The sequence below is a fragment of the Mycobacterium sp. MUNTM1 genome (assembly GCF_054660795.1).
In genome coordinates, this window is the sequence record NZ_BAAGDE010000016.1 from 1 (window position 1) to 24,070 (window position 24,070).

Here is a 24,070-nt window from a genome sequence, read left to right on the forward strand (position 1 = left end):
AGACGTCAGATATCTCCACTAAGCCCGGAGGTCCTCCCCACAATCAACAACCGTCACCAACGTGTCTGCCGAGTACAACTAGCCGTTTTCAGCCGTTGAGGGCCGCCGCGATGTCGGCGGCCAGCGACGGTCCGGTCGCCAGTTCTCGCGTCTGGCCGCTGAAGCGGTCGCGCAGCTCCACCACACCGTCCGCCCAGCCGCGTCCCACCACGACGATCCAGGGCACGCCCAGCAGCTCGGCGTCCTTGAACTTCACACCAGGTGAGGCCTGGCGGTCGTCGAGCAGCACGTCGACGCCCAGCCGGTCCAGCTCGCCGGCCAGCTCGGTGGCTCCGGTGCGAGCGTCCGCGTCTTTGTTGGCGATCACCAGATGGACGTCGAACGGCGCGACGGCCGACGGCCAGCGCAGCCCCAGCTCGTCGTGGTGCTGCTCGGCGATGACGGCCACCATCCGCGACACCCCGAGGCCGTAGGAGCCCATGGTCAGGCGCACCGGCTTGCCGTCCTCGCCGAGCACGTCGGCGGTGAAGGCGTCGGTGTATTTGCGGCCGAGCTGGAAGATGTGCGCGACCTCGATACCGCGCGCCGAGACCAGCGGGCCCGCGCCATCCGGTGAGGGGTCGCCGTCGCGCACCTCGGCGGCCTCGATGGTGCCGTCGGCGGTGAAGTCGCGGCCGGCGACAAGCCCGACCACATGCCGGCCGGGCTCGTCGGCCCCGGTGATCCAGCTGGTGCCGTCCACCACCCGCGGGTCCACCAGGTAGCGAACACCGTTGCCCTGCAACGCCTTCGGTCCGATATACCCCTTCACCAGGAACGGGTACTTAGCGAAGTCCGCGTCGTCAAGCAGGGCGTATTCGGCCGGCTCCAGCGCCGCGCCCAGCCGTTTGTCGTCGACCTCCCGGTCCCCCGGCAACCCGATGGCCAGCAGCTCCCACTCCCCGCCGGGCTGGCGCACCTTGAGCAGGACGTTCTTCAACGTGTCGGCCGCGGTGACGGTGCGGCCCAGGTCCGCCTGGTTGGCCCAGTCCACCAGGGTGGCGATGGTCGGGGTGTTGCCGGTGTCGTGGACCACCGCCTCGGGCAGCCCGTCGATGGGTTGGGCCTCCGGGCGGGCGGTGACGACGGCCTCGACGTTGGCCGCGTAGCCGGATTCCAGGCACCGCACGAAGGTGTCCTCCCCGACAGCGCTCTCGGCCAGGAACTCCTCGGAGGCGCTGCCGCCCATGGCGCCCGACACCGCCGAGACGATGACGTAGCGCACCTGCAGCCGCGCGAAGATGCGCTGATAGGCCTCGCGATGCGCGTGGTAGGCGGCCTTGAGCCCGGCGTCGTCGATGTCGAACGAGTAGGAGTCCTTCATCACGAACTCCCGCACGCGCAGGATGCCGGCCCGCGGCCGCGCCTCGTCACGGTATTTGTTCTGGATCTGATAGAGCAGGACCGGAAAGTCCTTGTATGAGCTGTATTCGCCCTTGACGGTCAGGGTGAACAGTTCTTCGTGGGTGGGGCCCAGCAGGTAGTCGTTGCCGCGGCGGTCCCGCAGCCGGAACACCGAGTCGCCGTATTCGGTCCACCGGTTCGTCGTCTCGTACGGTGCGCGCGGGAGCAACGCGGGGAACAAGATCTCTTGCCCGCCAATGGCGTTCATCTCGTCGCGGACGATGCGCTCGATGCGGCGCAGTACCCGCAGTCCCAGCGGCAGCCAGCTGTACAGGCCCGGCGCCACGGGCCGGATGTAGCCGGCCCGGATCAGCAGCTTGTGGCTGGCGACTTCGGCGTCGGCGGGATCGTCGCGCAAGGTGCGCAAAAACAACTGGGACATCCGGGTGATCACAGCGGGCCAGCCTAGCTTGCGGGTAGCTGCGTCGAACGTCACGTCAGCGCAACGGTCGCGTCCCAACGCCACTCTGGCGTGACATTCGACGGCAAAGCGGCGCCGGTCATCGCCGACACGCGGTGAGCTACAGCTCCCCGGCGTCCATCGCTTCCTTGACCTCTTGCGCGTGCGCAACCTGGTCGGGGGTGTAGCCGATCAGCAGCGCCGCGCCGCCGACGACGACGGCCACGCCGGCCAGCCAGAGCAGTCCGTAGGTGTAGCCGTTGTCCAGCGCGGCCAACTGCGCGTCGTTCATGAACTTCACCGGGCCGGTGGTGCCGCCCATATACAGCGTTCGCGAGGTGATCACCGCCTGGACGACGGCCAGCACCAGCGGGCCACCCAGGCTCTGCAGCATCAGCGTGACCGCCGACACCGGGCCGATCTGATCGAAGCCCACGCCGGCGATGGCCGACAGCGTGAGGGGAACGACGGCCATGCCGATGCCGATTCCGCCGACCACGATGGGCAACACCAGGTTGGGGAAATACGCGGCCCCGCGGTGCATGAACGCCCAGCCGAACAACATCGCCCAGAACAGCATGATCCCGCCGCCGATGGTCAGCACCCGCGGCGAGAACCGGGAGACCAGCTGTGAGGAGACCCCGAGGCCGATGCCCATCGCGATGACGAACGGGATGAAGCCGACTCCCGCGCGCAGCGCGCTGTAGCCGAGAATGTCCTGTACGTACAGGCCGATGCACACGGTCAGGCTGAACATGAGCCCGCCGGCCAAAAAGATAGCGGTGAAGGTGACCAGCCGGTTGCGGTCGCGGAAGAGACCGAACGGAACGACGGGGTTCTCGGCGGTGCGCTCCACGATGACAAAGGCCAGAGCGGCGCCCAGCGCGACGACGCCGGAGCCGATGGTGGTGATCGAAATCCAGCCCTTTTCCGGCCCCATCGAGAACGCGAACACGGCCGCGGTGCACGCCAGGGTGGCCAGTATGGCCCCGGTGGCGTCGAGCTTCATCCGCTCGCGGTTGGTCTCCCGCAGCGCGGTACGGGCCAGGTACATCATCACCAGGCCAATCGGCACGTTCACCAGGAATGCCAGCCGCCACGACACCTCGGTGAGCGCTCCGCCGACCACCAGGCCCATCACCGAACCGACAGCCGTCATCGCGGCGAACACCGCGGTCGCGAAGTTACGGGCGGGGCCCTTGGGGAAGGTGGTCGCCACCAGGGCAAGACCCGTCGGCGAGGCGATGGCCGAGCCGACGCCCTGCGACAGCCGGGCGATCACCATGGTGGCCTCGTCCCAGGCGACGGCGCACAGCACGGAAGAGATGGTGAACAGCGCGACACCGACGATGAAGGTGCGCTTGCGCCCGATGGTGTCGCCGAGGCGACCGCCCAAAAGCATCAGCCCGCCGAACGTCAGCACGTAGGCGGTGATCACCCAGCTGCGCCCGGCGTCGGACAGGCTGAGCTCGTTTTGGATCTTGGGGAGCGCGACGATCGCGACGGTGCTGTCCATCGTCGCGAGCAGCTGCATGCCGCCGATGGCGATCACGGCCGCGATGAAGCGCCGGGAGGGTAACCACGCCGGGTAGTACTTGCTGATGCGCTTCAGGGCGGTCTCCGCCGGGGGCTTGGAGGCGGTCTCCGCCGGGAGCGCAGTGCTCACCGGGGCCGGACGATCGGGGCGCGCCGAGGCCAGTTTCTGCACCGCGCGCTCTGCATCGTTGAGAGCCGTCATAAAGGGTTACCTTACAGTAATCTTAAGAACCGTTTAAAGCCCGAAGGCGGCCACGGCGCCGATCACGATGATCGCGGGAGGTCGGATACCCTCGGCGCGGATCTTTTCGGGCGTGTCGGCAAGGGTGGCCCGCAAAGTGTGTTGAGCGGCGGTCGTTCCATGCTGAACCACCAGCACCGGAGTATCCGCAGGTCGGCCTCCTTTTAGCAATGCTTCGGCGAAAAGCTCGATGCGTTCGACCGCCATCAGCAAAACAATCGTGCCTGACATTGCAGCCAGCGCATCCCAATTCACTAACGATTCGGGATGCCCGGGTGGCAGATGGCCGCTGACCACCACGAACTCGTGATTTATCGCCCGATGCGTGACCGGAACACCCGCCAAAGCGGGCACTCCTATGGCACTCGTCACACCTGGAACGACCGTCACCGGTATCCCGGCCTCGACGCACGCCAGCACCTCTTCGTATCCGCGGGCGAACACGAAGGGGTCGCCGCCTTTGAGGCGCACCACGAAGCTGCCGGCGCGGGCGCGTTCGATCATGACGTCGTTGATGGCGTCCTGGGCCATGGCCCGCCCGTACGGGATCTTGGCGGCGTCGATGACTTCGACGTGCGGGGGCAATTCGGCGAGGAGTTCCGGCGGCGCGAGGCGGTCGGCGACCACGACGTCGGCCTGGGCCAGCAGGCGCCGGCCGCGCACCGTGATCAATTCGGGGTCGCCGGGTCCGCCGCCGACCAGCGCGACGCCGCCCTTGACGACGTCGGAGCCCACCGGGCTGTCGGGCGTGATGAGCCCGGTCTGCAGGGCCTCGCGGATGGCCGAGCGGATCGCCGCCGAGCGGCGGTGGTCGCCGCCGGCCAGGACTCCCACGGACAGCCCCGAGTAGTCGAAAGACGCTGGGGTGACTGCGGTCCCTTCGACGGCGATGTCGGCGCGGACGCAGAAGATGCGGCGGCTTTCGGCCTCGGCCACCACCGCCTCGTTGACGTGCGCGTCGTCGGTGGCCGCGATCGCGTACCAGGCTCCGTCGAGGTCGCCGTCGCGGTATTCGCGCAATGCCAGCGTGATTCCCGTCATCGCCTCGACCGACCGGGTGGCGCTTCGGGAGATGACGTGGACGTCGGCGCCGCTGGCGATGAGCAAGGGCAGCCGGCGCTGGGCGACGGTGCCGCCGCCGACCACGACGACCTTTTTCCCGGTCAGCCGCAGCCCAGCGAGGTAGGCGCTCTCGGTCACCCGGCAAGCCTAGTGGCGATCGCGAGCGCGGCGAAGCCGGGCGCTGCGGGTCGCCACCATCGACCTAGTGGCGATCGCGAGCGCGGCGAAGCCGGGCGCTGCGGGTCGCCACCATCGACCTAGTGGCGATCGCGAGCGCGGCGAAGCCGGGCGCCGGCGTGTGCGACGAAGCGCGCCACGGCCTCCGGTGTCGCGGCCGGATGGGTGTGCAGATACGACGCATGCACACCTGCGTGCACGACGCCGTCGCGCACGGGGCCGCCCTGCCGGTCGGCGTCGTTAGCCCGGTACATCCAGGCGGGCTGATAATCCTGGGTGAATGTGACTGTGGTGCGGTGGAATTCATGCCCCACAGCGCGCTGGCCGGCGGCATACAACGACGAGTCCGCGACGGCGACGGCGTCACGGTACGCCAGGGTCAGCTGCGGCGTGAACCGCGCCTGACCCGCCAGCACGCCGCACATCGGATGGCCGTCGAGCTCGGAGACCAGATAGATCAGCCCGGCGCACTCGGCGTGTATCGGCGCCCCGGCGGCGGCCAGTTCATTGATCTGCCGGCGCACCACCGCGTTGGCCGAGAGCTCCGCGGTGAACTGTTCGGGAAACCCGCCGGGCAGCAACAGCGCGTCGGTGCCGTCGGGCAGGGCGTCCACGAGCGGATCGAATTCGACCACGGCCGCGCCGGCGGCCGCCAGCAGCTCGGCGTGTTCGGCATAGCCGAAACTGAATGCCTTGCCGGCCGCCACCGCGACGGTGGCGCCGCGGCCGGGTTTCTCCCCCACCGCCGCCGCGGGATCCCACGGCGGCTGCGCGGCCCGGCCGCCGGCGACCGCGGCGATGGCCGACATGTCGACGTGGCGCGCAACCAATTCGGTCATCGCCTGCACCGCCAGCCGCGCCCGCTGACCGTACTCCACGGCGGTGACCAGTCCCAAATACCTTGTCGGCAGCTCTAATTCAGCCACCCGGGGGATGGCGCCCAGCACCGGGACGCCGGCCTGTTCGCAGGCCTGCCGCAGCACCTGCTCGTGCCGGGCGGATCCGACCCGGTTGAGGATCACACCGGCGACGCGGGTCGCGGCGTCGAACGTCGAAAAGCCGTGCAGCAGCGCAGCGATGCTCTGGCTCTGCCCGCGCGCATCGACGACCAGGACGACCGGCGCGCCCAGCAGGCCGGCGACGTGGGCCGTCGACCCGGCGGCCGGAGTCGCGGCGGCGGCCCCGATCCGCCCGTCGAACAGGCCCATCACCCCTTCGACCACGGCGATGTCGGCGCCGCTTGCGCCGTGGGCGTACAACGGCCCGATCAGGTTCTCCCCCACCAACACCGGATCGAGGTTGCGGCCGGGCCGGCCGGCGGCCAGGCCGTGGTAGCCGGGATCGATGAAGTCCGGGCCGACCTTGAACGGCGCCACGGTGTGGCCCGCCTGCCGCAGCGCACCCATCAAACCCGTTGCCACGGTGGTCTTTCCACTGCCGGACGCGGGAGCGGCGACGACGACGGCGGGAACACTCACCACTCGATGCCCTTCTGTCCCTTACGCCCGGCGTCCATCGGGTGCTTGACCTTGGCCATCTCGGTTACCAGGTCGGCCGCATCGATCAGGCGCTGCGGCGCGTCGCGTCCGGTGATGACCACGTGCTGATGACCGGGCCGGGCGGCCAACGTCCCCACCACCTCGTCGACGTCTACCCAACCCCACTTCAGTGGATAGGTGAACTCGTCCAGCACGTAGAAGTCGTGGCGCTGATCGGCGAGCCGGTGCGCGATCTCCGCCCAGCCGGCGGCCGCGGCCGCCGCGTGATCGACGTCGCTGCCCCCCTTGCGGGTCCAGGACCAGCCCGCGCCCATCTTGTGCCATTCGACGGGCGCGCCGACCCGGTGCTGCTCGTGCAGCCGGCCCAACTGGGCGAAGGCCGCCTCCTCGCCCACCTTCCACTTGGCGCTCTTGACGAACTGGAACACCGCGACGGACAGTCCGGCATTCCAGGCCCGCAGCGCCATACCGAATGCCGCCGTGGACTTCCCCTTGCCGGGGCCGGTGTGCACGGCCAGGACGGGGGTGTGACGCCGCGCCCGCGTGGTCAGGCCGTCATCGGGGACCTGCAGTGGAACACCTTGTGGCATAAGCGTTTACCCTTTCCGCTCAGGCCGCGTCGCGCACCGCACGCGTCAGGGCATCCGCGTGCAACTGCTCGAGCCGGATCGCCGGGGCGCCGAGGTGACGGGCGAGTTGCTCGGCCAGGCCCAGCCGCACAAAGGACGTTTCGCAGTCGACGACCACCGCGGCGGCACCCTCGGCGACCAGCCGGGCCGCCGCGGTTCGACTGCGGCCCAACGGATCCGGGCCGGCGGTGGCCCGGCCGTCGGTCAGCACCACCACCAGTGAACGCCGAGCCCGGTCGCGCGCCTTCTCCCGCACGATGAGTTCACGCGCGGCCAGCAGGCCCTCGGCCAGCGGGGTCTTGCCGCCGGTGTCGAACCGGGCCAGCCGACGACCGGCGATGTGCGCCGACGACGTCGGCGGCAACAACAGCCGCGCCTCCTGTTGCCGGAACGTGATCACGGCGACCTTGTCGCGCCGCTGATAGGCGTCGCGCAGCAGCGACAGCGCGGCGCCGCTGACCGCGGACATGCGGTCGCGCGCGGCCATCGAACCCGACGCGTCCACCACGAAAATCACCAGATTGCCCTCGCGCCCTTCGCGCACGGCGCGGCGCACATCGTCGGGCTGCGGCCGCAACGGCCCGGCACCGGCGCGCTCGGCGGCCGACAGCAGGGTGGCGAACAGGTGCAGTCCGTGCCCGGCGCAACTCGTGTCGTCCGCGTCGGCGGCCGCGATGACGGTTCCGCTGGCGTTGCGGGCCCGCGACCGCCGCCCGGGCGCACCCTCCCCGACCCCCGGAACCCGCAGCGCGCGGGTGCGGAAGGTTTTCGCCGGCGGCGCGCTGGGCCTGGTCTTCGGCGGCTGCGGCGCGGCACTCTCGGGCGAATTCTGTTGCGGCGCATCCTGTTCGGTTTGGGGGGATGCCCCGCTGCCGGGCGGGTCGGGGTCGGGATCGGGGTCGTTACCCGCCTGCGCCAGGGCCTCGTCCAGCTGGTCGCGGTCGATGCCCGGGTCGTCGAACGGATCGCGGCGGCGCCGGTGCGGCAGCGCCAGTTCGGCGGCCACCCTGATGTCTTCTTCCTCGACGGTGTGCGCGCCGCGCCAGGCGGCGTGCGCGACCGCGGCGCGGGCCACCACCAGGTCGGCGCGCATCCCGTCGACGTCGAACGCCGCGCACAGCGCCGCGATTCGGCGTAATTCGTTGTCGGGCAACACGACATCGTCGACCAATGCGCGCGCGGTGGCGATCCGGCGGGCCAGCTGCGTGTCGGCCTCGGCATAGCGCTCGGCGAAACCGTCCGGGTCGGCCTCGTACGCCATCCGCTGCCGGATCACCTGCACCCGCACATCCACGTCGCGCGATGCGTGGACGTCGACGGTGAGTCCGAACCGGTCCAGCAGTTGCGGACGCAGTTCGCCCTCTTCGGGATTCATGGTGCCGATCAATACGAACCGGGCCTCGTGCGAGTGCGAGATGCCGTCGCGCTCGATGTGCACCCGGCCCATCGCCGCGGCGTCGAGCAGCACATCGACCAGGTGATCGTGCAGCAGGTTGACCTCGTCGACGTAGAGCACGCCGCCGTGTGCGCGGGCCAGCAGGCCCGGCGAGAACGCGTGCTCGCCGTCGCGCAGCACCCGCTGCAGGTCCAGCGAGCCGATCACCCGGTCTTCGGTTGCCCCGAGCGGCATTTCGACCAGGCCGGCGTCGCTGCCGGTGGCCTCGGACAGCAACGCCGCAAGCCCGCGCACGGCCGTCGACTTGGCGGTGCCCTTCTCGCCGCGGATGAGCGCGCCGCCGATCTCCGGGCGCACGGCACACAGCAGCAGGGCCAGGCGCAGCTGGTCGTGTCCGACAATGGCGCTGAACGGGTAGGGCCTCACGGTTTGGCCGCCAAGCCCGACCCGGGCCGCAGCATGGGCACGTGCGGAACGCCGTCATCCAGGAAATCGTCGCCGTCGCGCACGAATCCGTGCTGGGAGTACATGTCCGCCAGGTAGGTCTGCGCGTTGATCCGGCACGGGTAGTCGCCCACCTCGGCCAACGCCGCGCGCAGCAGCCGGGTGGTGTGCCCCTGGCCGCGTGCGTTGCGTTTGGTGCACAGCCTCCCGATCCGGAACACCTTCTCGCCTCCGGCGTGCTCCTCCATCAGCCGCAGCGTGGAGATCACCTCGCCACCGGGTGTTTCCAGCCAGAAGTGCCGGGTCTCGGCGAGCAGGTCGCGCCCGTCCAGCTCCGGATACGGGATCGCCTGTTCGACGACGAACACCTCCACCCTGAGCTTGAGTAGCTCGTAGAGTGTTTGGGCGTCAAGGTCTTTGGCCCATATACGTCGCAGTGCTTCTGTCACTGGCGCCGCCCCTCCTCATCGCTGCGCTCTGCATCGTCGTCGGCGCGTGTCACTGGCGCCGCCCCTCCTCATCGCCCAACTCCAGCACCTTCGTTCCCCAGGAGAAAACCTCGTCGTACAGGGCCGGCTCGTCCGACAGCGTCGCCCCCAGCGACGGAACCATCTCCTTGAGCGCGGGCAGCCACGATGGAAAGCGGTTGGCAAAACAGCGTTCCAGCACGCCGAGCATGATCGGCACCGCCGTCGAGGCTCCCGGGGAGCCGCCGAGCAGCCCCGCGATGCTGCCATCGGCGGCGCCCACCACGGTGGTGTCGAAGTCGAGCACCCCGCCCTTGCGCTTGTCCCGCCGGATCACCTGCACACGCTGACCGGCCACCGTCAGCTCCCAGTCCGAACCCGTTGCGGTGGGCGCGAATTCGCGCAGCATGCGCAGCCGGTCCGGTTCGGACAGCCGCAGCTGACCCAGCAGGTACCGGAGCAGCGTCCGCTGGCTGACACCGACACCGAGCAGCGAGGCCAGGTTGTCCGGTCGCACCGAGCGGGGCAGATCGCTGACGTGCCCGTGTTTCAAGAACTTCGGTGACCAGCCGGCGTAGGGACCGAACACCAGCCACGGCTTGCCATTGACGTAGCGCAGATCCAGATGCAGCGCGCCCAGCGGCGGCGCACCCGGCGCCGGAGCGCCGTAGACCTTGGCCCGGTGGGCGGCGGTGAGCGCCGGGTTGGCGGCGCGCAGGAACCGGCCGCCGATCGGGAATCCGGCGAACCCCCTGACCTCGCCGATGCCGGACCTCTGCAACAGCGGCAGCGCATCACCGCCGGCCCCGACGAACACGAATTTGGCGTTCAGACGGCGCTTTTCGCCCGTGCGCCGGTTGCGAACCGACAGCGTCCAGCCACCGTCGGACCGGCGGGACAGGTTGCGCACCTCGTGGCCGAACAGGGCAGTCGCGCCGCCGCGCACGCAGAACCCGACGAGCTGTCGCGTCAGGGCGCCGAAGTCGACGTCGGTGCCGTGCGCGGCCCAGTTCAGCGCGGTCGGTTCCGAGAAGTCGCGTCCGGCCGCCATGAACGGCAACCGGCGGGCGAACTCCCCCGCGTCCTCGATCAATTCGATGCCGGCGAACAGCGGGTTGTGCGCCAGGGCCCGCTGCCGGCGCCGCAGGTAGTCGACACCGTGGGCGCCGCGCACAAAGCTCGCGTGCGGGATCGCGGTGAGGAACCCGCGATCGGTGAGGATCCCGTTCTCCACGGCGTAGGCCCAGAACTGGCGGGTCACCTGGAATTGCTCGTTGATGCGCACCGCTTTGCCGATGTCGATCGAGCCGTCGGCGCGCTGCGGGGTGTAATTCAGCTCGCACAGCGCCGAATGGCCGGTGCCCGCGTTGTTCCACGGGTCGCTGCTCTCGGCGGCGACGGCGTCCAGGCGCTCCACGAACGTCATCGACCAGTCGGGCTGCAGCCGGCGCAGCAACGCTCCCAGCGTCGCGCTCATGATGCCCGCGCCCACCAGCACGACGTCGCTCGACGTGGTTCTGGCTAGCGATGACACCGGCTTGCTGGTCCTTCCCTCGACTGGGCCGATCCCAGGTTATCCCGAGGCAAAATGGCCGCGAACGACGTGCGCCGCCCGATGGCCAGCAAAAGCTCTAAGCTGGCCTCGTGACTGGCAGGGTGACCGGCGAACTGACCGGCTGGGTGCCCGACGTCCTCCCCGGTTATCAGCAGCGCACCATCGCGCTGGGGTCCGACCCGGCCGGTGAGGGCGACATCGTCGCGACGCTGATACGGCGCGGCGCCGAACCGCGCGAAACCGCCCACGAGGCGGCGCCGGCCGGGCTCGCGGTGCTGGCGGTGCACGGCTACACCGACTACTTCTTCCACACCGAGCTGGCCGACCGTTTCGCGGCGCGCGGCTTCGCCTTCTACGCGCTGGACCTGCACAAGTGCGGCCGGTCACGGCGCGACGGCCAGACGCCGCACTTCATCACCGACCTCACCAACTACGACGCCGAACTCGACCAGGCGCTGGCCGGCATCGCGGAGCGCGGCAAGGTGCTGCTGTACGCGCATTCCGCGGGCGGGCTCATCGTGTCGCTGTGGCTGGACCGGTTGCGGAGGCGAGATCCGGCCGCGCACGCCCGCGTTGGCGGGCTGGTGCTCAACAGCCCGTTCCTGGAGCTGCCCGGCCCGCCCATCCTGCGGCATTCCGTGACCGTGGCGCTGATCGCCGGCCTGTCCCGCGTGCGTTCCAAGGGCGTGGCGCGTTCCCCCGGTGAGGGCGGCTACGGCACCACCCTGCACCGCGACTACGGCGGCGAATTCGACTACAACCTGCAGTGGAAGCCCGTCGGTGGCTTCCCCATCACCTTCGGCTGGCTGCACGCCATCCGCCGTGGCCAGGCGCGGCTGCATCGCGGTCTCGACGTCGGCGTGCCGAATTTGATTCTGCGATCGGATCACAGCGTGCACGAAAGCACCGATTCCGCATCCATGCGGTGCGGCGACGCAGTTCTCGACGTCGCGCAGATCGCGCGCTGGGCCGGTTGCGTCGGCAACCGCACCGCCGTGGTCCCGGTGGTCGACGCCAAGCACGACGTGTTCTTGTCGCTGCCGGGGCCGCGCGAAGTCGCCTATCGGGAACTGGATCTCTGGCTGGACGGCTACCTGCGCACCGACAAAGACGCCTCGGCATCGCTGCGAAAGGGGTGACGGCTTGGAGACCTACGACGTCGCGATCATCGGAACCGGTTCGGGCAACAGCATTCTCGATGACCGCTTCGACGAAAAACGGGTGGCGATCTGCGAGCAGGGCACCTTCGGTGGCACGTGCCTGAACGTCGGGTGCATCCCGACCAAGATGTTCGTCTACGCCGCCGAGGTCGCCCAGACGATCCGGGACGCGGCGCGCTTCGGCATCGATGCGCGCATCGACCGGGTGCGCTGGGACGACATCGTCTCGCGCGTCTTCGGGCGCATCGATCCGATCGGGGTCGGTGGTGAGGACTACCGCAGCTCCGCACCCAATGTCGACGTGTACAAGCAGCACACCCGGTTCGGGCCGGTCCAGTCCGACGGGCGCTACCTGTTGCGCACCGACGCCGGCGACGAGTTCACGGCCGACCAGGTGGTGATCGCCGCGGGGGCGCGGGCCGTGGTGCCCCCGGCGATCCTCGAGTGCGGCGCCCGGTACCACACCAGCGACACGATCATGCGAATCCCCGAACTGCCAGAGCATCTGGTGATCGTCGGAGGTGGTTTCGTCGCGGCCGAATTCGCCCACATCTTTTCCGCACTGGGCTCGCGCGTCACCCTGGTGGTCCGGGGCTCCACACTGCTGCGCCATCTCGACGACGTCGTGAGCGAGCGCTTCACCCGCATCGCGTCGACCAAATGGGAACTGCACACCCACCGCAACGTCGTGGGCGCCGAAAACGAGGGCTCGGGCGTCGCGGTGCGACTCGACGACGGTCGCACCATCAACGCCGACGCGCTGCTGGTGGCGACCGGGCGGGTGTCCAACGCCGATCAACTCGACCTCGAGCAGGCCGGCGTCGCCGTCGAGGACGGCCTGGTGGCCGTGGATCAGTACCAACGGACCACCGCGCGTGGGATTTTCGCGCTCGGCGACGTCTCGTCGCCGTATGAGCTCAAGCACGTGGCTAACCACGAAGCCCGCGTCGTGCAGCACAATTTGCTCTGCGACTGGGACGACACCGAGGCGATGGCCGTCACCGACCATCGCTACGTGCCCTCGGCGGTGTTCACCGACCCGCAGGTCGCCTCCGTCGGTCTGACCGAAAACGAGGCCATCGCAAAGGGTTTCAAGGTCTCGGTGAAGATCCAGGACTACGGCGACGTCGCCTACGGCTGGGCGTCGGAGGACACCACCGGGATCGTCAAGCTCGTCGCCGAGCGCGGCACCGGGCGCCTGCTGGGCGCGCACATCATGGGCCCTCAGGCCTCGTCGATCATCCAGCCGCTGATCCAGGCGATGAGTTTCGGGCTCACCGCCCCCCGGATGGCTCGCGGCCAGTACTGGATCCACCCGGCACTGCCCGAGGTGGTGGAGAACGCGCTACTGGGCCTGCGCTGACCTCAGCGCCGGCGCGGCCGCGCCGCGGACTTGTCCTCCTGGCACTGCGGGCACAGGCCGTGCAGCGTCAGCCCGGCCGCCTCGGACAGCGCGAACGAGCTGCCCGCCATCGCGTGCTCGAGCGCCGAACTCAGCTGGCGGGCGGGCACCTCGATGATGGTGGCGCACTTCGTGCATACGGCGTGGTGGTGGGGCGCGGTGGCCAGGCCGTAGGTCGTCACGCCGCCGTCGAGCGTCAACGCGTGCAACACCCCCTGATCGACCAGTGTCGTCACCGTGCGGTAGACGGTGGCCACGTCGGGCGCGTGGGCGCCGGGCGGCAGGGACTCCCGCAGCCGCCTGTCGATCTCGGCGACCGGGAGGTGACCGTTGACGGGCTCGAGCACCGCCAGCACCTGGATCCGCGAGGCCATCCGCCGCAGCCCCCTGGCGCGCAGAAAATCGCCGATCCTCTCGCTGACCGACGCATCCAATACCGGCGGCTCGGGCGCCACCGGTTCAGTGTCGCGCCGCCGCGGCGGGATCGCCAGTCTTCGGCGGCGATCGGGGCACTTGAATTCCTGCGACTCACTTGCATCTGGCGAGCCGCGGTACTTACAGTCGTGCCGGTTGTTCTCAGCCGATACCGCAAGGACGCGCCGGAAGGACCCCAGTGGCCAGCACCGAGATCGACTGGCGGCCGTCACGGACGACGAGGCTTCTCGGCGCCCTGTCGCCGGCGGAGTGGTGGCGACTGGGATCGATGCTGGCGGTGATCGTCGCACTGCACCTGCTCGGCTGGTTCACCATGGTCGTCTTCGTCGCTCCGGCCCAATACAGCTTGGGAGGCAAAGCGTTTGGCGTCGGCGTCGGATTGACCGCCTACACGCTGGGAATGCGTCACGCTTTTGATGCCGACCACATCGCCGCCATCGACAACACCACCCGCAAGCTGATGAACGACGGCCAGCGCCCGCTGGCCGTCGGCTTCTTCTTCTCGCTGGGCCACTCCACGGTGGTCTTCGGGCTGGCGGTGCTGCTGGCCTGCGGCGTGAGGGCGGTGGTGGGACCCGTCAGCGACGACTCCTCGACCCTGCATCACTACACCGGACTGATCGGCACCAGCGTCTCCGGCGTCTTTCTCTACGCGATCGCGCTTCTCAACGTGATGGTCCTGGTCGGCATCCTGCGCGTGTTCGCCCGGCTGCGCCGCGGTGAATTCGATCCCGACGCCGACGCGGCCGAACTGGAGCGGCACCTGGACAACCGCGGACTGATGAACCGGTTGCTCGGCCGCGTCACCAAGTCGATCACCAAGTCCTGGCACTGCTATCCCGTCGGATTGCTGTTCGGGCTCGGCTTCGATACGGCCACCGAGATCGCGCTGTTGGTGCTGGCGGGTACGAGCGCCGCCGCCGGGCTGCCCTGGTACGCCATCATGTGCCTGCCGGTGCTGTTCACCGCCGGCATGTGCCTGCTGGACACCATCGACGGCTCATTCATGAATTTCGCCTACGGCTGGGCCTTTTCCAATCCGGTGCGCAAGATCTACTACAATCTCACCATCACCGCCCTGTCGGTGGCGGTCGCGCTGCTGATCGGCAGCATCGAACTCCTCGTCCTGTTCGCCGACCAGTTCGGTTGGCGGGGCCCGTTCTGGGCCTGGATCGGCGGGCTGGATCTGAACACGATCGGCTACGTCGTCGTCGGCATGTTCGTCGTCACGTGGGCGGTGGCCGTGCTCGTCTGGCGCTACGGGCGCATCGAAGAGAAGTGGACCTCCTGAGCCCAGCGGCACGAGACCGGCCGCAAAACGGCCGTTCGGGTGTAGAACAGTGCTCATGGGCTTTCGGCCTGCGCCCAGCCCGCGGATCGGCGGTGATCGGCGTGCATGAGCTGTCGTTGTGTGAGGCGATCGCCGGTGTGGTCAAGGATCACGCCGACGGCCGGCACGTCGACGTGGTGCGGGTGCGGGTGGGCGCGCTTCGCCAGGTGGTGCCCGAGTCGCTGTCCTTCTGCTGGACGCTGGTTCGCGACGCCGAGGACATGCCCGACGCCGAGCTGGAACTCGAATGCGTCGGCGCCGAGGTCCGGTGCCGCGCCTGCGGCGGGCAGTCCGAGATCACCTCGCCGTGGTCGATCTGGTGCCCCCGGTGCGACAGCTCCGACGTCGAGGTGCTGCACGGCAACGAATTCTTGGTGACGTCATTGGATGTCTCGTGAAAGGCGTTGGCTATGAATCGATTCGACCATGGGTAGATTTCATCGGCACGACGACGGAACGGTGCACACTCACTCCCACGAGCACCTCCCCCACGACCACGACCACGACCACGACCACGGTGATCACAGCCGCTATCGGACCGGCAGCCAGCGCATCGACGTGCTGGAGGCGATCTTCGCCGAGAACGACCTGCTCGCCGACGCCAACCGGGCGGCCTTCGAGACCAACGGGGTGCGCACCCTCAACCTGATGAGCTCACCGGGATCGGGCAAGACCACCATCCTGCAGGCCACGCTCGACGAACTCGCCGGCGAGCTCAGCATCGGGGTGATCGAGGGCGATATCGCCACCGACCTGGACGCGGCCAAGCTCAGCGGCCGCGGCGCCCAGGTATCGCTGCTCAACACCAGCAACGGATTTGGCGGCGAATGCCACCTCGACGCCCCCATGATCAACCGCGCACTGCCGGGGCTCGACCTCACCGCGCTGGACCTGGTGATCATCGAGAACGTCGGAAATCTGGTCTGCCCGGCCGAGTTCGACGTCGGCGAGCACGCCAAAGCCATGGTGTATTCGGTGACCGAGGGTGAGGACAAGCCGCTGAAGTACCCGGTGATGTTCCGGTCGGTCGACGTGGTGCTGCTCAACAAGATCGACCTGGTTCCCCACCTCGACGTGGACGTCGACGCGTACATCGCCCACGTCCGCAAAGTCAATGCGGCAGCAACGATTTTGCCGGTCAGCGCTCGCACCGGCGACGGGATGGCCGCGTGGTTCGGCTGGCTGCGTCGCTTCGCCGCGGACGACGCCTGAATCATGCCCCAACGGCGACCACGCTCTTGCGAGGCATTCGCAGGATGACCCCGCCACGATGGTTAGCCGGACTCGACGAATCACCTAAGCGCGCCATGGCTTTTCGTTACTATGCAACCCTTGCGTACCTGCAAGTGATGTCGGACCGTTGACAACGCTCGATAGCGGGAGTAGACCCAAAAATTAGCGCTGCGCAAGTGGGCCGACGGTCGACTCCGGCGGCGCAGGAGCCCCAGCCCGGCTCCGGAAAGCTGCAGCATGCCAACAGAAGCAGCAGTCAAGGCAGAACAAACATTGATCCATGTTCTATGGATTAACGCGGGCCTCAGTTGTGACGGTGATTCGGTGGCGTTGACTGCTGCCACCCAGCCCAGCGTCGAGGAGATCGCGCTGGGAGCGCTGCCCGGACTACCCCAGGTTGCCGTGCACTGGCCCCTGATCGACTTCGAATGCGGTCCGAACGGAGGGGCGGACGACTTTTTGGAGTGGTTCTTCAAAGCCGACCGCGGCGAGTTGGAACCCTTCGTGCTCGTGGTCGAGGGGTCGATTCCGAACGAGAAGATCAAGGACGAGGGCTACTGGTGCGGCTTCGGCAACGACCCGGCCACCGGGCAGCCGATGACCACGAGCGAGTGGCTCGACCGGTTGGCGCCCAAGGCCACCGCCATCGTGGCGGTCGGGACCTGCGCCACCTACGGGGGAATCCACGCGATGGCCGGCAACCCGACGGGGGCGATGGGCGTGCCGGACTACCTCGGCTGGGACTGGACGAGCAAGGCGGGCATCCCGATCGTGTGCGTGCCCGGCTGCCCCATCCAGCCGGACAACCTGTCCGAGACGCTGACCTACCTGCTCTACATGGCGACCGGCCAGGCGCCGATGATCCCGCTCGATGACGCGCTGCGCCCGCAGTGGCTATTCGGCAAGACCGTGCACGAGGGTTGCGACCGGGCCGGCTACTACGAGCAGGGCGACTTCGCCACCGAGTACGGATCGCCGAAATGCATTGTGAAGCTTGGCTGCTGGGGTCCCGTCGTCAAATGCAACGTGCCCAAACGCGGGTGGATCAACGGCGTCGGGGGTTGCCCCAACGTGGGCGGGATCTGCATCGGCTGCACGATGCCGGGCTTCCCGGACAAGTTCATGCCGTTCATGGACGAGCCGCCGGGCGGCAAGATCTCGAGCACCGCGTCGGGCTTGTACGGGGCCGTGATTCGCAGTCTGAGGGGTATCACGGAACGCACCGTCGACAAAGAGCCGCGGTGGCGCCACAACGGCGACCAACTCACCACAGGAGCGCGCCGCACCAGGTAGGTCACCTACCGGGTCGGCGCGCTCGCTCAATTTCCTAGCCGAGCCGTCGCCGCGTCAGCCAACGCTGACAGCAGCCAAAGCGGGAAGAAGTAGCGCGATGACAACCATCATTCCTGAACCCACCCATGCGAACCGGGAGCCCGGCCAACTGGTCGACATGGCCTGGGATCCCATCACCAGGATCGTGGGCAGCCTGGGCATCTACACCAAGATCGACTTCGAGAACAAAGAGGTCGTCGAGTGCCACAGCACCTCGTCGATCTTCCGCGGCTACTCGATCTTCATGAAGGGCAAGGACCCTCGCGACGCCCACTTCATCACCAGCCGTATCTGCGGAATCTGCGGCGACAACCACGCCACCTGTTCGTGCTACACGCAGAACATGGCCTATGGGGTCAAGCCCCCGCACCTGGGCGAGTGGATCGTCAACCTCGGCGAGGCCGCGGAATACATGTTCGACCACAACATCTTCCAGGAGAATCTGGTCGGCGTGGACTTCTGCGAGAAGATGGTCTCCGAAACCAATCCGAGTGTGCTCTCGCTGGCCGAGAAGACGCCCGCCCCGCACGCGGACGCCCACGGGTACAAGACGATCGCCGACATCATGCGCTCGCTCAACCCGTTCAGCGGTGAGTTCTACCGCGAGGCGCTCGTGGTCAGCCGGTGGACGCGAGAGATGTTCTGCCTCATGGAGGGACGCCATGTACACCCCTCCACGCTGTACCCCGGCGGGGTGGGCACCGTGGCGACCATCCAGCTGATGACCGACTACATGACCCGGTTGATGCGCTACGTCGAATTCATGAAAAAGGTCGTTCCCATGCACGACGACCTCTTCGACTTCTTCTACACCGCGCTGCCCGGCTACGAGAAGGTCGGCCTGCGCCGCACCCTGCTGGGCTGCTGGGGCTCGTTCCAGGATCCCGAGGTGTGCAACTTCGAATACAAGGACATGGAGCGCTGGGGCAACGCGATGTTCGTCACGCCGGGCGTGGTGGTCGACGGCAAATTGGTCACCCACTCGCTGGTGGACATCAACCTTGGCATCCGAATCCTTTTGGGCAGTTCATATTACGACGACTGGACCGATCAGGAGATGTTCGTCAAGACCGATCCGCTGGGGAACGCGATCGACCGGCGGCACCCGTGGAACCAGCACACCAACCCGCATCCGCAGAAGCGGGACATGGAGGGCGGCAAGTACAGCTGGGTGATGTCGCCGCGCTGGTTCGACGGCAAGGACCACCTGGCGCTGGACACCGGCGGCGGCCCGCTGGCCCGGCTGTGGTCGACGGCGTTGGCCGGCCTGGTCGACATCGGCTACGTCAAGGCAACCGGTTCGAGCGTGAAGATCAACCTGCCCAAGACGGCGCTGAAGGGACCCGTCGAGTTGGAGTGGAAGATCCCCACGTACGGCAGCAACACGCTCGAACGCGACCGGGCGCGCACCTACTTCCAGGCCTACGCGGCGGCGTGCGCTCTGCACTTCGCCGAGAAGGCGCTCGAGGAGATTCGCGCCGGGCGCACCAAGACGTGGGAGAAGTTCGAGGTGCCCGACGAGGCCATCGGATGTGGCTTCACCGAGGCGGTGCGCGGTGTGCTCAGCCACCACATGGTGATCAGGGAGGGCAAGATCGCGAACTATCACCCGTACCCGCCGACACCGTGGAATGCCAACCCGCGCGACAGCTTCGGCACACCGGGCCCGTACGAGGACGCGGTGCAGGGCCAGCCGATCTTCGAGGAGAACGGCCGCGACAACTTCAAGGGCATCGACGTCATGCGCACGGTGCGCAGCTTCGATCCGTGCCTGCCGTGTGGCGTGCACATGTACCTGGGGAAGGGCAAATCCCTGGACAGACTGCACACGCCAACCCAGTCACCCGCCGGGGAGTGACGATCGCAAGCGCGGCGAAGCCGGGCGCGGCGGGTCGTCACAATATTGGAGGACACATGGCGGATCGCCCGGGCAAGTCCGCGAACGACGCGCAGTGGCGTGAGGCGGGCGATCGGATCCAGACACTGCTGGATTCCTGCGCAGCAGGTGGGACCGCCGCGTATGACCGGGCGCAGCAACTGGTTCGCGAGGTAGTCGGGCTCTACGGCGCCGGGCTGGAGCGGATCATGCGGATGGCCGGCGATCCCGACCCGGATGGGGGGCTGGTCGAGCGGCTGGCCACCGACGACCTGGTGGCCAGCCTGCTCCTGGTGCACGGCCTGCATCCGCACGACGTGCACCGCAGGGTCTCCGACGCCCTGGACCGGGTGCGGCCCTATCTCGGTTCGCACGGCGGCGACGTCGACCTGCTCGAGGTCACCGACGATGATGTCGTGCGGCTGGCGTTTACCGGCAGCTGTAAGAGCTGCCCGTCGTCAGCGGTGACGCTGGAACTGGCCGTGCAGGACGCGGTCCGCGCGGCCGCACCGGAGATTTCGGCGATCGAGGTGGTCACCACCGAACCCGCCCCAAGCGTGATTCCCACCGAATCGTTGATGGCACATGTACATTCGAATGGTTCATCCTGGTATCCGCTGCCCGAACTCGCCGAGTTGGAGCCCGGTGACGTTGCGGGGTTCCTGGTTTCGGGCACCGCGGTCCTGGCGTGCAGGGTCGGCGACCTGCCGCTGGCCTACCGCGATCATTGTCCGGTGTGCGACGACTCATTGGCGGGTGCACAACTGCGCGACGTGCTGCTGGGCTGCCCGCGCTGCGGCACGCAGTTCGACATCGTGCACGCGGGTGCCGGTCCCAACGGAGCCCACCTGGAGCCGCTCCCCCTGCTGCTGCGCGACGGGGTGCCCTCGGTGGCACTGGCCGAACCACTGGGAGCCCGCACATGACAACTCCCTACGACGTGCTCAATCGCATCCGGGGCGACCGTCGCGCCCCCGAGCCGGCGGGCGAGCGCTGCGAGATGTGCGCGGAGTCGATCGCCGACGAGCACCAGCATGTGGTCAATGTGGCCGGCCGCCAGCTCATGTGCGTCTGCCGCGCCTGCTATCTGCTGTTCACCGACACCGAAGCCGACCTGCGGTACCGCGCGGTGCCGGACCGGTATCTGTCGTTTCCCGACTTCGCGCTGGACCGCCTGGTGTGGGAGGCGCTGCAGATCCCGGTCGGGGTCGCCTTCTTCTTCACCAATTCCGCTCTCGGCCATACCGTCGCCTTCTATCCGGGACCGGCCGGGGCCACCGAGTCCGAGCTGGACATGGAGGTCTGGGACACCATTCGCGGCGCGGACCCGCGGGTGAGCCTGCTGGCCGACGACGTGGAGGCGCTGCTCGTCCGGGTCACCGACAGCGCCCAGGACGGCGAATTGTCGCAGCCACAAACCTATCTAGTGCCCATCGACGCCTGCTATGAATTCGTCGGACGCCTGCGGATGGTGTGGCGCGGCTTCGACGGCGGCCAGCAGGCCCGCGAATTCATCGACGACTTCTTCGACCGGCTCGCCGCGCGAGCCACAAGGACACCGCGATGAACGCCAGCTTCGAGGTTCTGGACGTGGCCGCCGAGCCGTACAGCGTCAGCCCGGTGCTCACCGCCCGCGTCGGGGTCACCGCCGGCGGCGATGACCCGGTGCACGCCATCGCCCTGCGCTGCCAGGTCCGCATCGAGCCGCTGCGCCGGGCCTACTCCGACGACGAAGCGGCCGGGCTGAGGGATCTGTTCGGCGGCCGCGAACGCTGGGCCAGTACTCAGCGCACCTTCCTGTGGCAGCACTGCACCGCGATGGTGCCGGGCTTCACCGGTCACACGACCGCGACCCTGTCCCTGGATTGCACCTACGACTTCGAGGTCGCCGCCGCCAAATACCTGCACGCGCTGCGCGACGGGACGGTGCCACTGCAATTCCTGTTCAGCGGAACGATTTTCGTCAACTCCGAGCGCGGGTTCTCGGTTCAGCAGGTGTCCTGGGACTGTGAGGACAGCTACGCCATGCCGGTCACGGTCTGGCGCGACCTGATCGCACAGCACTATCCCAACAGCGGCTGGATCCGGCTGAGCCACGAGACCATCGCGGAGCTGGCCGGCTACAAGTCGGCGCACGGAATGCTCGACTTCGACCACGCGGTCATCGCGTTGCTGGATGCCTCGGTGGATCACGAGGTGTCACGATGACATCGAGCTGGGACCGGGCCCGCGCCGTCGCCGACGCGATGCTCTACGAGGGCTATCTGCTGTACCCGTATCGGGGGACGTCGAGCAAGAACCAATCGCGTTGGCAGTTCGGTGTTTTAGGCCCGCCGGGCGCGGCCGAGGCCGGACTGGGCGAAGACGACACCCTGGCCGCGGATTTCCTGGTCGACGGCCCCCGGGCGCTGACGCTGGTGGTGCGCTTCCTACAGTTGCAGCACCGGCGGGCCGAACGGGCCACCGGCGCCGGAGATTTCGTTCCCGTCGACGAGCTCCGCACCCCGGCCGGGTCGTGGCTGACGTGGGATGAGGCCGTGGAATGCGAAATCTCCTTCGGCCCCCTGGCGTTCGGCGATCAGCCCTGGTCGTTGCCGGTGACGGCCGGCGCGACAACCGACGTCGAAAACCTGGACGGCGGCCGGCTGGTTCGCGAACGACAGGAGATACGGGGCGAACTGACCGTCACCGGCGAGCCCGACGGCGACCTGCGCCGGGTCTCGGTGCGGGTCACGAACACCGGCGCTCCCGCTCGCGACAAAGACGACGCGATCGCGCGATCCATGATCGGGACGCACCTCATCGCCGAAGTGGTTGGCGGCCGGTTCATCTCGCTGCTCGAGCCACCCCAGGCCGCGACCGATGCGGTGTCCCGCTGCGGGCGGCACCGCTGTTTCCCGGTGCTGGCCGGGCCGCCGGGCACCGACGACGTGCTGCTGATCTCACCGATCATCCTCTACGACCACCCCGAGGTCGCCGAACAGAGCGACACGGCCCTGTACGACTGCACGGAGATCGACGAGATCCTCACCCTGCGCGTGATGACGATGACCGACGACGAGAAGGCGCAGGCCCGGGCGACCGACCCGCGGGCCGCGCGAATCATCGACGAATGCGACGCGATGTCGCCCGAGGCCATGGCACGACTGCACGGCGTGCTGCGCGACCCGCACGGGCTCGACGCCTCCGCCGGCCTGCTACCCGAGATCCCCGACGGCGTGGATTGGTGGGATCCGCTGGCCGACAACGCCGTACGACCCGAGATCGATGCGGTGCTGGTGAACGGGATCCGGATTGCGCGCGGCAGCAAGGTCCGGCTGCGGCCGCGGCGCAACGCCGACGCGCAGGACATCTTCGTCGCCGGCAAGACCGCCCGCGTCACCTCGGTGCACGAGGACGTCGAGGGCAACAAGCACGTCGGCGTAGTCGTCGACGACGACCCGGCCGCCGAGCTGCACGACTGGTACGGCCGGTACCTGTACTTCTCCCCCGACGAAGTCGAACCGCTGCAATCGCAGCACAGCAGAAACCCCTGAGAGGAGTTCACCATGGAAGTCCTAGGTTGGATATTCATCGCCCTCGTCGCGCTGGTAGCCGCGATCGCGGTGGTGTTCGGCGCGATATCGGTGCCGGATGCCCGTCGTTATCTCAAGTTGAGGCGGATGTAACCGACACGAGTGCCACCATGACGACGCGCATCCTGGTAGCCGGGATCGGCAACATCTTTCTGGGAGACGACGGGTTCGGCTCCGAAGTGGTCCGCAATGCTGAACTACCCCAAGATGATCCGATGGTCCAGGTCATCGACTACGGAATCCGGGGCATGCACCTGGCCTATGACCTGCTCGAGGAGTGGGACACCCTGGTCCTGGTCGACGCCGTGCCCAGCCAGGGCCACCCCGGCACGCTGCACGTCTTTCAGGCCGATCACGCTTCGCCGCCCGAGACGAACGGCCTCGACGGACACAGCATGGATCCCGCGGCGGTTTTCGCCAGCCTGCGGGCGCTGGGCGGCCAGCCGCCCTACACCGTGGTCGTCGGATGCGAGGCGGGCAGCGTCCAGGAGGGCATCGGGCTGACCGAACCCGTCGCACGGGCCGTCCCGCGGGCGGCGCGGGCGGTGGAGGAGATCGTCGCGGCGTTGCACGGTGCGACAACGCCGACGGCCGAAACGGGGTGCTGAACAATGTGTTTGGGCATACCGGGCCAGGTCATCACGATGCTGGACGGTTTCGAGGGTCAGCTCGCCCTCGTCGACGTCACGGGCGAACAACGCAAGGTCAACGTCGGCATGCTGCCCGAGGAGACGTTCGCGCCCGGCGACTGGGTGATCATCCACATGGGCTTCGTTGTCGAGAAGACGGATCAGGCCGGAGCCGAACAAGCCATGGCCGGCCTGGAATTGATGGGACGCGGCCGCACCGACCTGACACCCCACCCGGAGGCCGGCTGA

General features: G+C 68.3%; 22 protein-coding genes and 1 pseudogene. 14 read left to right on the forward strand and 9 right to left on the reverse strand.

Annotation, left to right across the window (positions count from 1 at the left end; translation table 11 throughout):
• Positions 1–88 precede the first annotated feature (88 nt).
• The 8 genes from ACYQ8K_RS11415 to mqo all read right to left on the reverse strand — a co-directional run bounded on the left by ACYQ8K_RS11415 (position 89) and on the right by mqo (position 10,828).
• On the reverse strand, positions 89–1,837 hold the full coding sequence (locus ACYQ8K_RS11415; protein ID WP_459968932.1) for a proline--tRNA ligase: 1,749 nt from the start codon (positions 1,835–1,837) through the stop codon (positions 89–91).
• A gap of 127 nt (positions 1,838–1,964) precedes the next feature.
• Positions 1,965–3,581, reverse strand: coding sequence for an MFS transporter (locus tag ACYQ8K_RS11420; RefSeq protein ID WP_459968934.1), 1,617 nt, complete (start codon positions 3,579–3,581; stop codon positions 1,965–1,967).
• 33 nt (positions 3,582–3,614) lie between these two features.
• A complete protein-coding gene (gene cobA / locus ACYQ8K_RS11425) occupies positions 3,615–4,820 on the reverse strand; it encodes a uroporphyrinogen-III C-methyltransferase (RefSeq protein WP_459968936.1) in 1,206 nt (401 codons plus the stop codon).
• 119 nt (positions 4,821–4,939) lie between these two features.
• Positions 4,940–6,337, reverse strand: coding sequence for a cobyrinate a,c-diamide synthase (locus ACYQ8K_RS11430; RefSeq protein ID WP_459968938.1), 1,398 nt, complete (start codon positions 6,335–6,337; stop codon positions 4,940–4,942).
• Positions 6,334–6,948: a cob(I)yrinic acid a,c-diamide adenosyltransferase gene (gene cobO / locus ACYQ8K_RS11435; RefSeq protein ID WP_459968940.1), complete on the reverse strand. Its 615-nt coding sequence runs from the start codon at positions 6,946–6,948 to the stop codon at positions 6,334–6,336. Before cobO ends, ACYQ8K_RS11430 begins: the two co-directional genes overlap by 4 nt.
• Positions 6,949–6,967: 19 nt before the next feature.
• Positions 6,968–8,809, reverse strand: a complete 1,842-nt coding sequence (locus tag ACYQ8K_RS11440) for a magnesium chelatase subunit D family protein (RefSeq protein WP_459968942.1) — start codon at positions 8,807–8,809, stop codon at positions 6,968–6,970.
• Positions 8,806–9,276, reverse strand: a complete 471-nt coding sequence (locus ACYQ8K_RS11445) for a GNAT family N-acetyltransferase (RefSeq protein ID WP_459968944.1) — start codon at positions 9,274–9,276, stop codon at positions 8,806–8,808. Before ACYQ8K_RS11445 ends, ACYQ8K_RS11440 begins: the two co-directional genes overlap by 4 nt.
• A 49-nt stretch (positions 9,277–9,325) precedes the next feature.
• The gene (gene mqo, locus ACYQ8K_RS11450) at positions 9,326–10,828 is read right to left on the reverse strand and encodes a malate dehydrogenase (quinone) (RefSeq protein ID WP_459968946.1); all 1,503 of its coding nucleotides are present in this window, start codon (positions 10,826–10,828) and stop codon (positions 9,326–9,328) included.
• 146 nt (positions 10,829–10,974) lie between these two features.
• Between mqo and ACYQ8K_RS11455 the strand changes: the two genes are divergently transcribed.
• Both ACYQ8K_RS11455 and mtr read left to right on the forward strand, forming a co-directional pair.
• On the forward strand, positions 10,975–11,988 hold the full coding sequence (locus ACYQ8K_RS11455) for an alpha/beta hydrolase (RefSeq protein ID WP_459969113.1): 1,014 nt from the start codon (positions 10,975–10,977) through the stop codon (positions 11,986–11,988).
• A gap of 4 nt (positions 11,989–11,992) precedes the next feature.
• Positions 11,993–13,372 carry a mycothione reductase gene (gene mtr, locus ACYQ8K_RS11460; RefSeq protein WP_459968948.1) on the forward strand — a complete coding sequence of 460 codons (1,380 nt, stop codon included), beginning with the start codon at positions 11,993–11,995 and terminating at the stop codon, positions 13,370–13,372.
• Positions 13,373–13,374: 2 nt separating this feature from the next.
• Here the strand turns inward: mtr and ACYQ8K_RS11465 are convergent, their stop codons facing one another.
• Positions 13,375–13,866, reverse strand: a complete 492-nt coding sequence (locus ACYQ8K_RS11465) for a Fur family transcriptional regulator (protein ID WP_459968950.1) — start codon at positions 13,864–13,866, stop codon at positions 13,375–13,377.
• 158 nt (positions 13,867–14,024) lie between these two features.
• Between ACYQ8K_RS11465 and nicT the strand changes: the two genes are divergently transcribed.
• The 12 genes and pseudogenes from nicT (at position 14,025) to ACYQ8K_RS11525 (ending at position 24,070) form a co-directional block, all read left to right on the forward strand.
• The gene (nicT, locus tag ACYQ8K_RS11470) at positions 14,025–15,137 is read left to right on the forward strand and encodes a Nickel transporter NicT (RefSeq protein WP_459968952.1); all 1,113 of its coding nucleotides are present in this window, start codon (positions 14,025–14,027) and stop codon (positions 15,135–15,137) included.
• A 101-nt stretch (positions 15,138–15,238) separates the two neighbouring features.
• On the forward strand, positions 15,239–15,574 hold the full coding sequence (locus ACYQ8K_RS11475) for a hydrogenase maturation nickel metallochaperone HypA (protein ID WP_076051755.1): 336 nt from the start codon (positions 15,239–15,241) through the stop codon (positions 15,572–15,574).
• A 28-nt stretch (positions 15,575–15,602) separates the two neighbouring features.
• Positions 15,603–16,388 (forward strand): hydrogenase nickel incorporation protein HypB, encoded by a 786-nt coding sequence (gene hypB / locus ACYQ8K_RS11480; protein ID WP_459968954.1) that lies wholly within the window; start codon positions 15,603–15,605, stop codon positions 16,386–16,388.
• Between the two features lie 258 nt (positions 16,389–16,646).
• The gene (locus ACYQ8K_RS11485; protein WP_459968956.1) at positions 16,647–17,702 is read left to right on the forward strand and encodes an NADH-quinone oxidoreductase subunit B family protein; all 1,056 of its coding nucleotides are present in this window, start codon (positions 16,647–16,649) and stop codon (positions 17,700–17,702) included.
• 97 nt (positions 17,703–17,799) lie between these two features.
• A complete protein-coding gene (locus ACYQ8K_RS11490; RefSeq protein ID WP_459968959.1) occupies positions 17,800–19,599 on the forward strand; it encodes a nickel-dependent hydrogenase large subunit in 1,800 nt (599 codons plus the stop codon).
• Positions 19,600–19,655: 56 nt separating this feature from the next.
• On the forward strand, positions 19,656–20,543 hold the full coding sequence (locus ACYQ8K_RS11495) for a NifU family protein (protein ID WP_459968961.1): 888 nt from the start codon (positions 19,656–19,658) through the stop codon (positions 20,541–20,543).
• The gene (locus ACYQ8K_RS11500; protein WP_459968963.1) at positions 20,540–21,184 is read left to right on the forward strand and encodes a DUF5947 family protein; all 645 of its coding nucleotides are present in this window, start codon (positions 20,540–20,542) and stop codon (positions 21,182–21,184) included. Before ACYQ8K_RS11495 ends, ACYQ8K_RS11500 begins: the two co-directional genes overlap by 4 nt.
• The gene (locus tag ACYQ8K_RS11505) at positions 21,181–21,825 is read left to right on the forward strand and encodes a DUF6084 family protein (RefSeq protein ID WP_459968965.1); all 645 of its coding nucleotides are present in this window, start codon (positions 21,181–21,183) and stop codon (positions 21,823–21,825) included. The genes ACYQ8K_RS11500 and ACYQ8K_RS11505 overlap by 4 nt, the downstream gene beginning before the upstream one ends.
• Positions 21,822–23,178 (forward strand): annotated as a pseudogene (locus ACYQ8K_RS11510) (hypothetical protein). Before ACYQ8K_RS11505 ends, ACYQ8K_RS11510 begins: the two are co-directional and overlap by 4 nt.
• Positions 23,166–23,285, forward strand: a complete 120-nt coding sequence (locus tag ACYQ8K_RS11515; RefSeq protein WP_459968967.1) for a DUF6893 family small protein — start codon at positions 23,166–23,168, stop codon at positions 23,283–23,285. Before ACYQ8K_RS11510 ends, ACYQ8K_RS11515 begins: the two are co-directional and overlap by 13 nt.
• Before the next feature lie 17 nt (positions 23,286–23,302).
• Positions 23,303–23,800: a hydrogenase maturation protease gene (locus ACYQ8K_RS11520; RefSeq protein WP_459968969.1), complete on the forward strand. Its 498-nt coding sequence runs from the start codon at positions 23,303–23,305 to the stop codon at positions 23,798–23,800.
• A gap of 3 nt (positions 23,801–23,803) precedes the next feature.
• Positions 23,804–24,070: a HypC/HybG/HupF family hydrogenase formation chaperone gene (locus ACYQ8K_RS11525; RefSeq protein ID WP_459968971.1), complete on the forward strand. Its 267-nt coding sequence runs from the start codon at positions 23,804–23,806 to the stop codon at positions 24,068–24,070.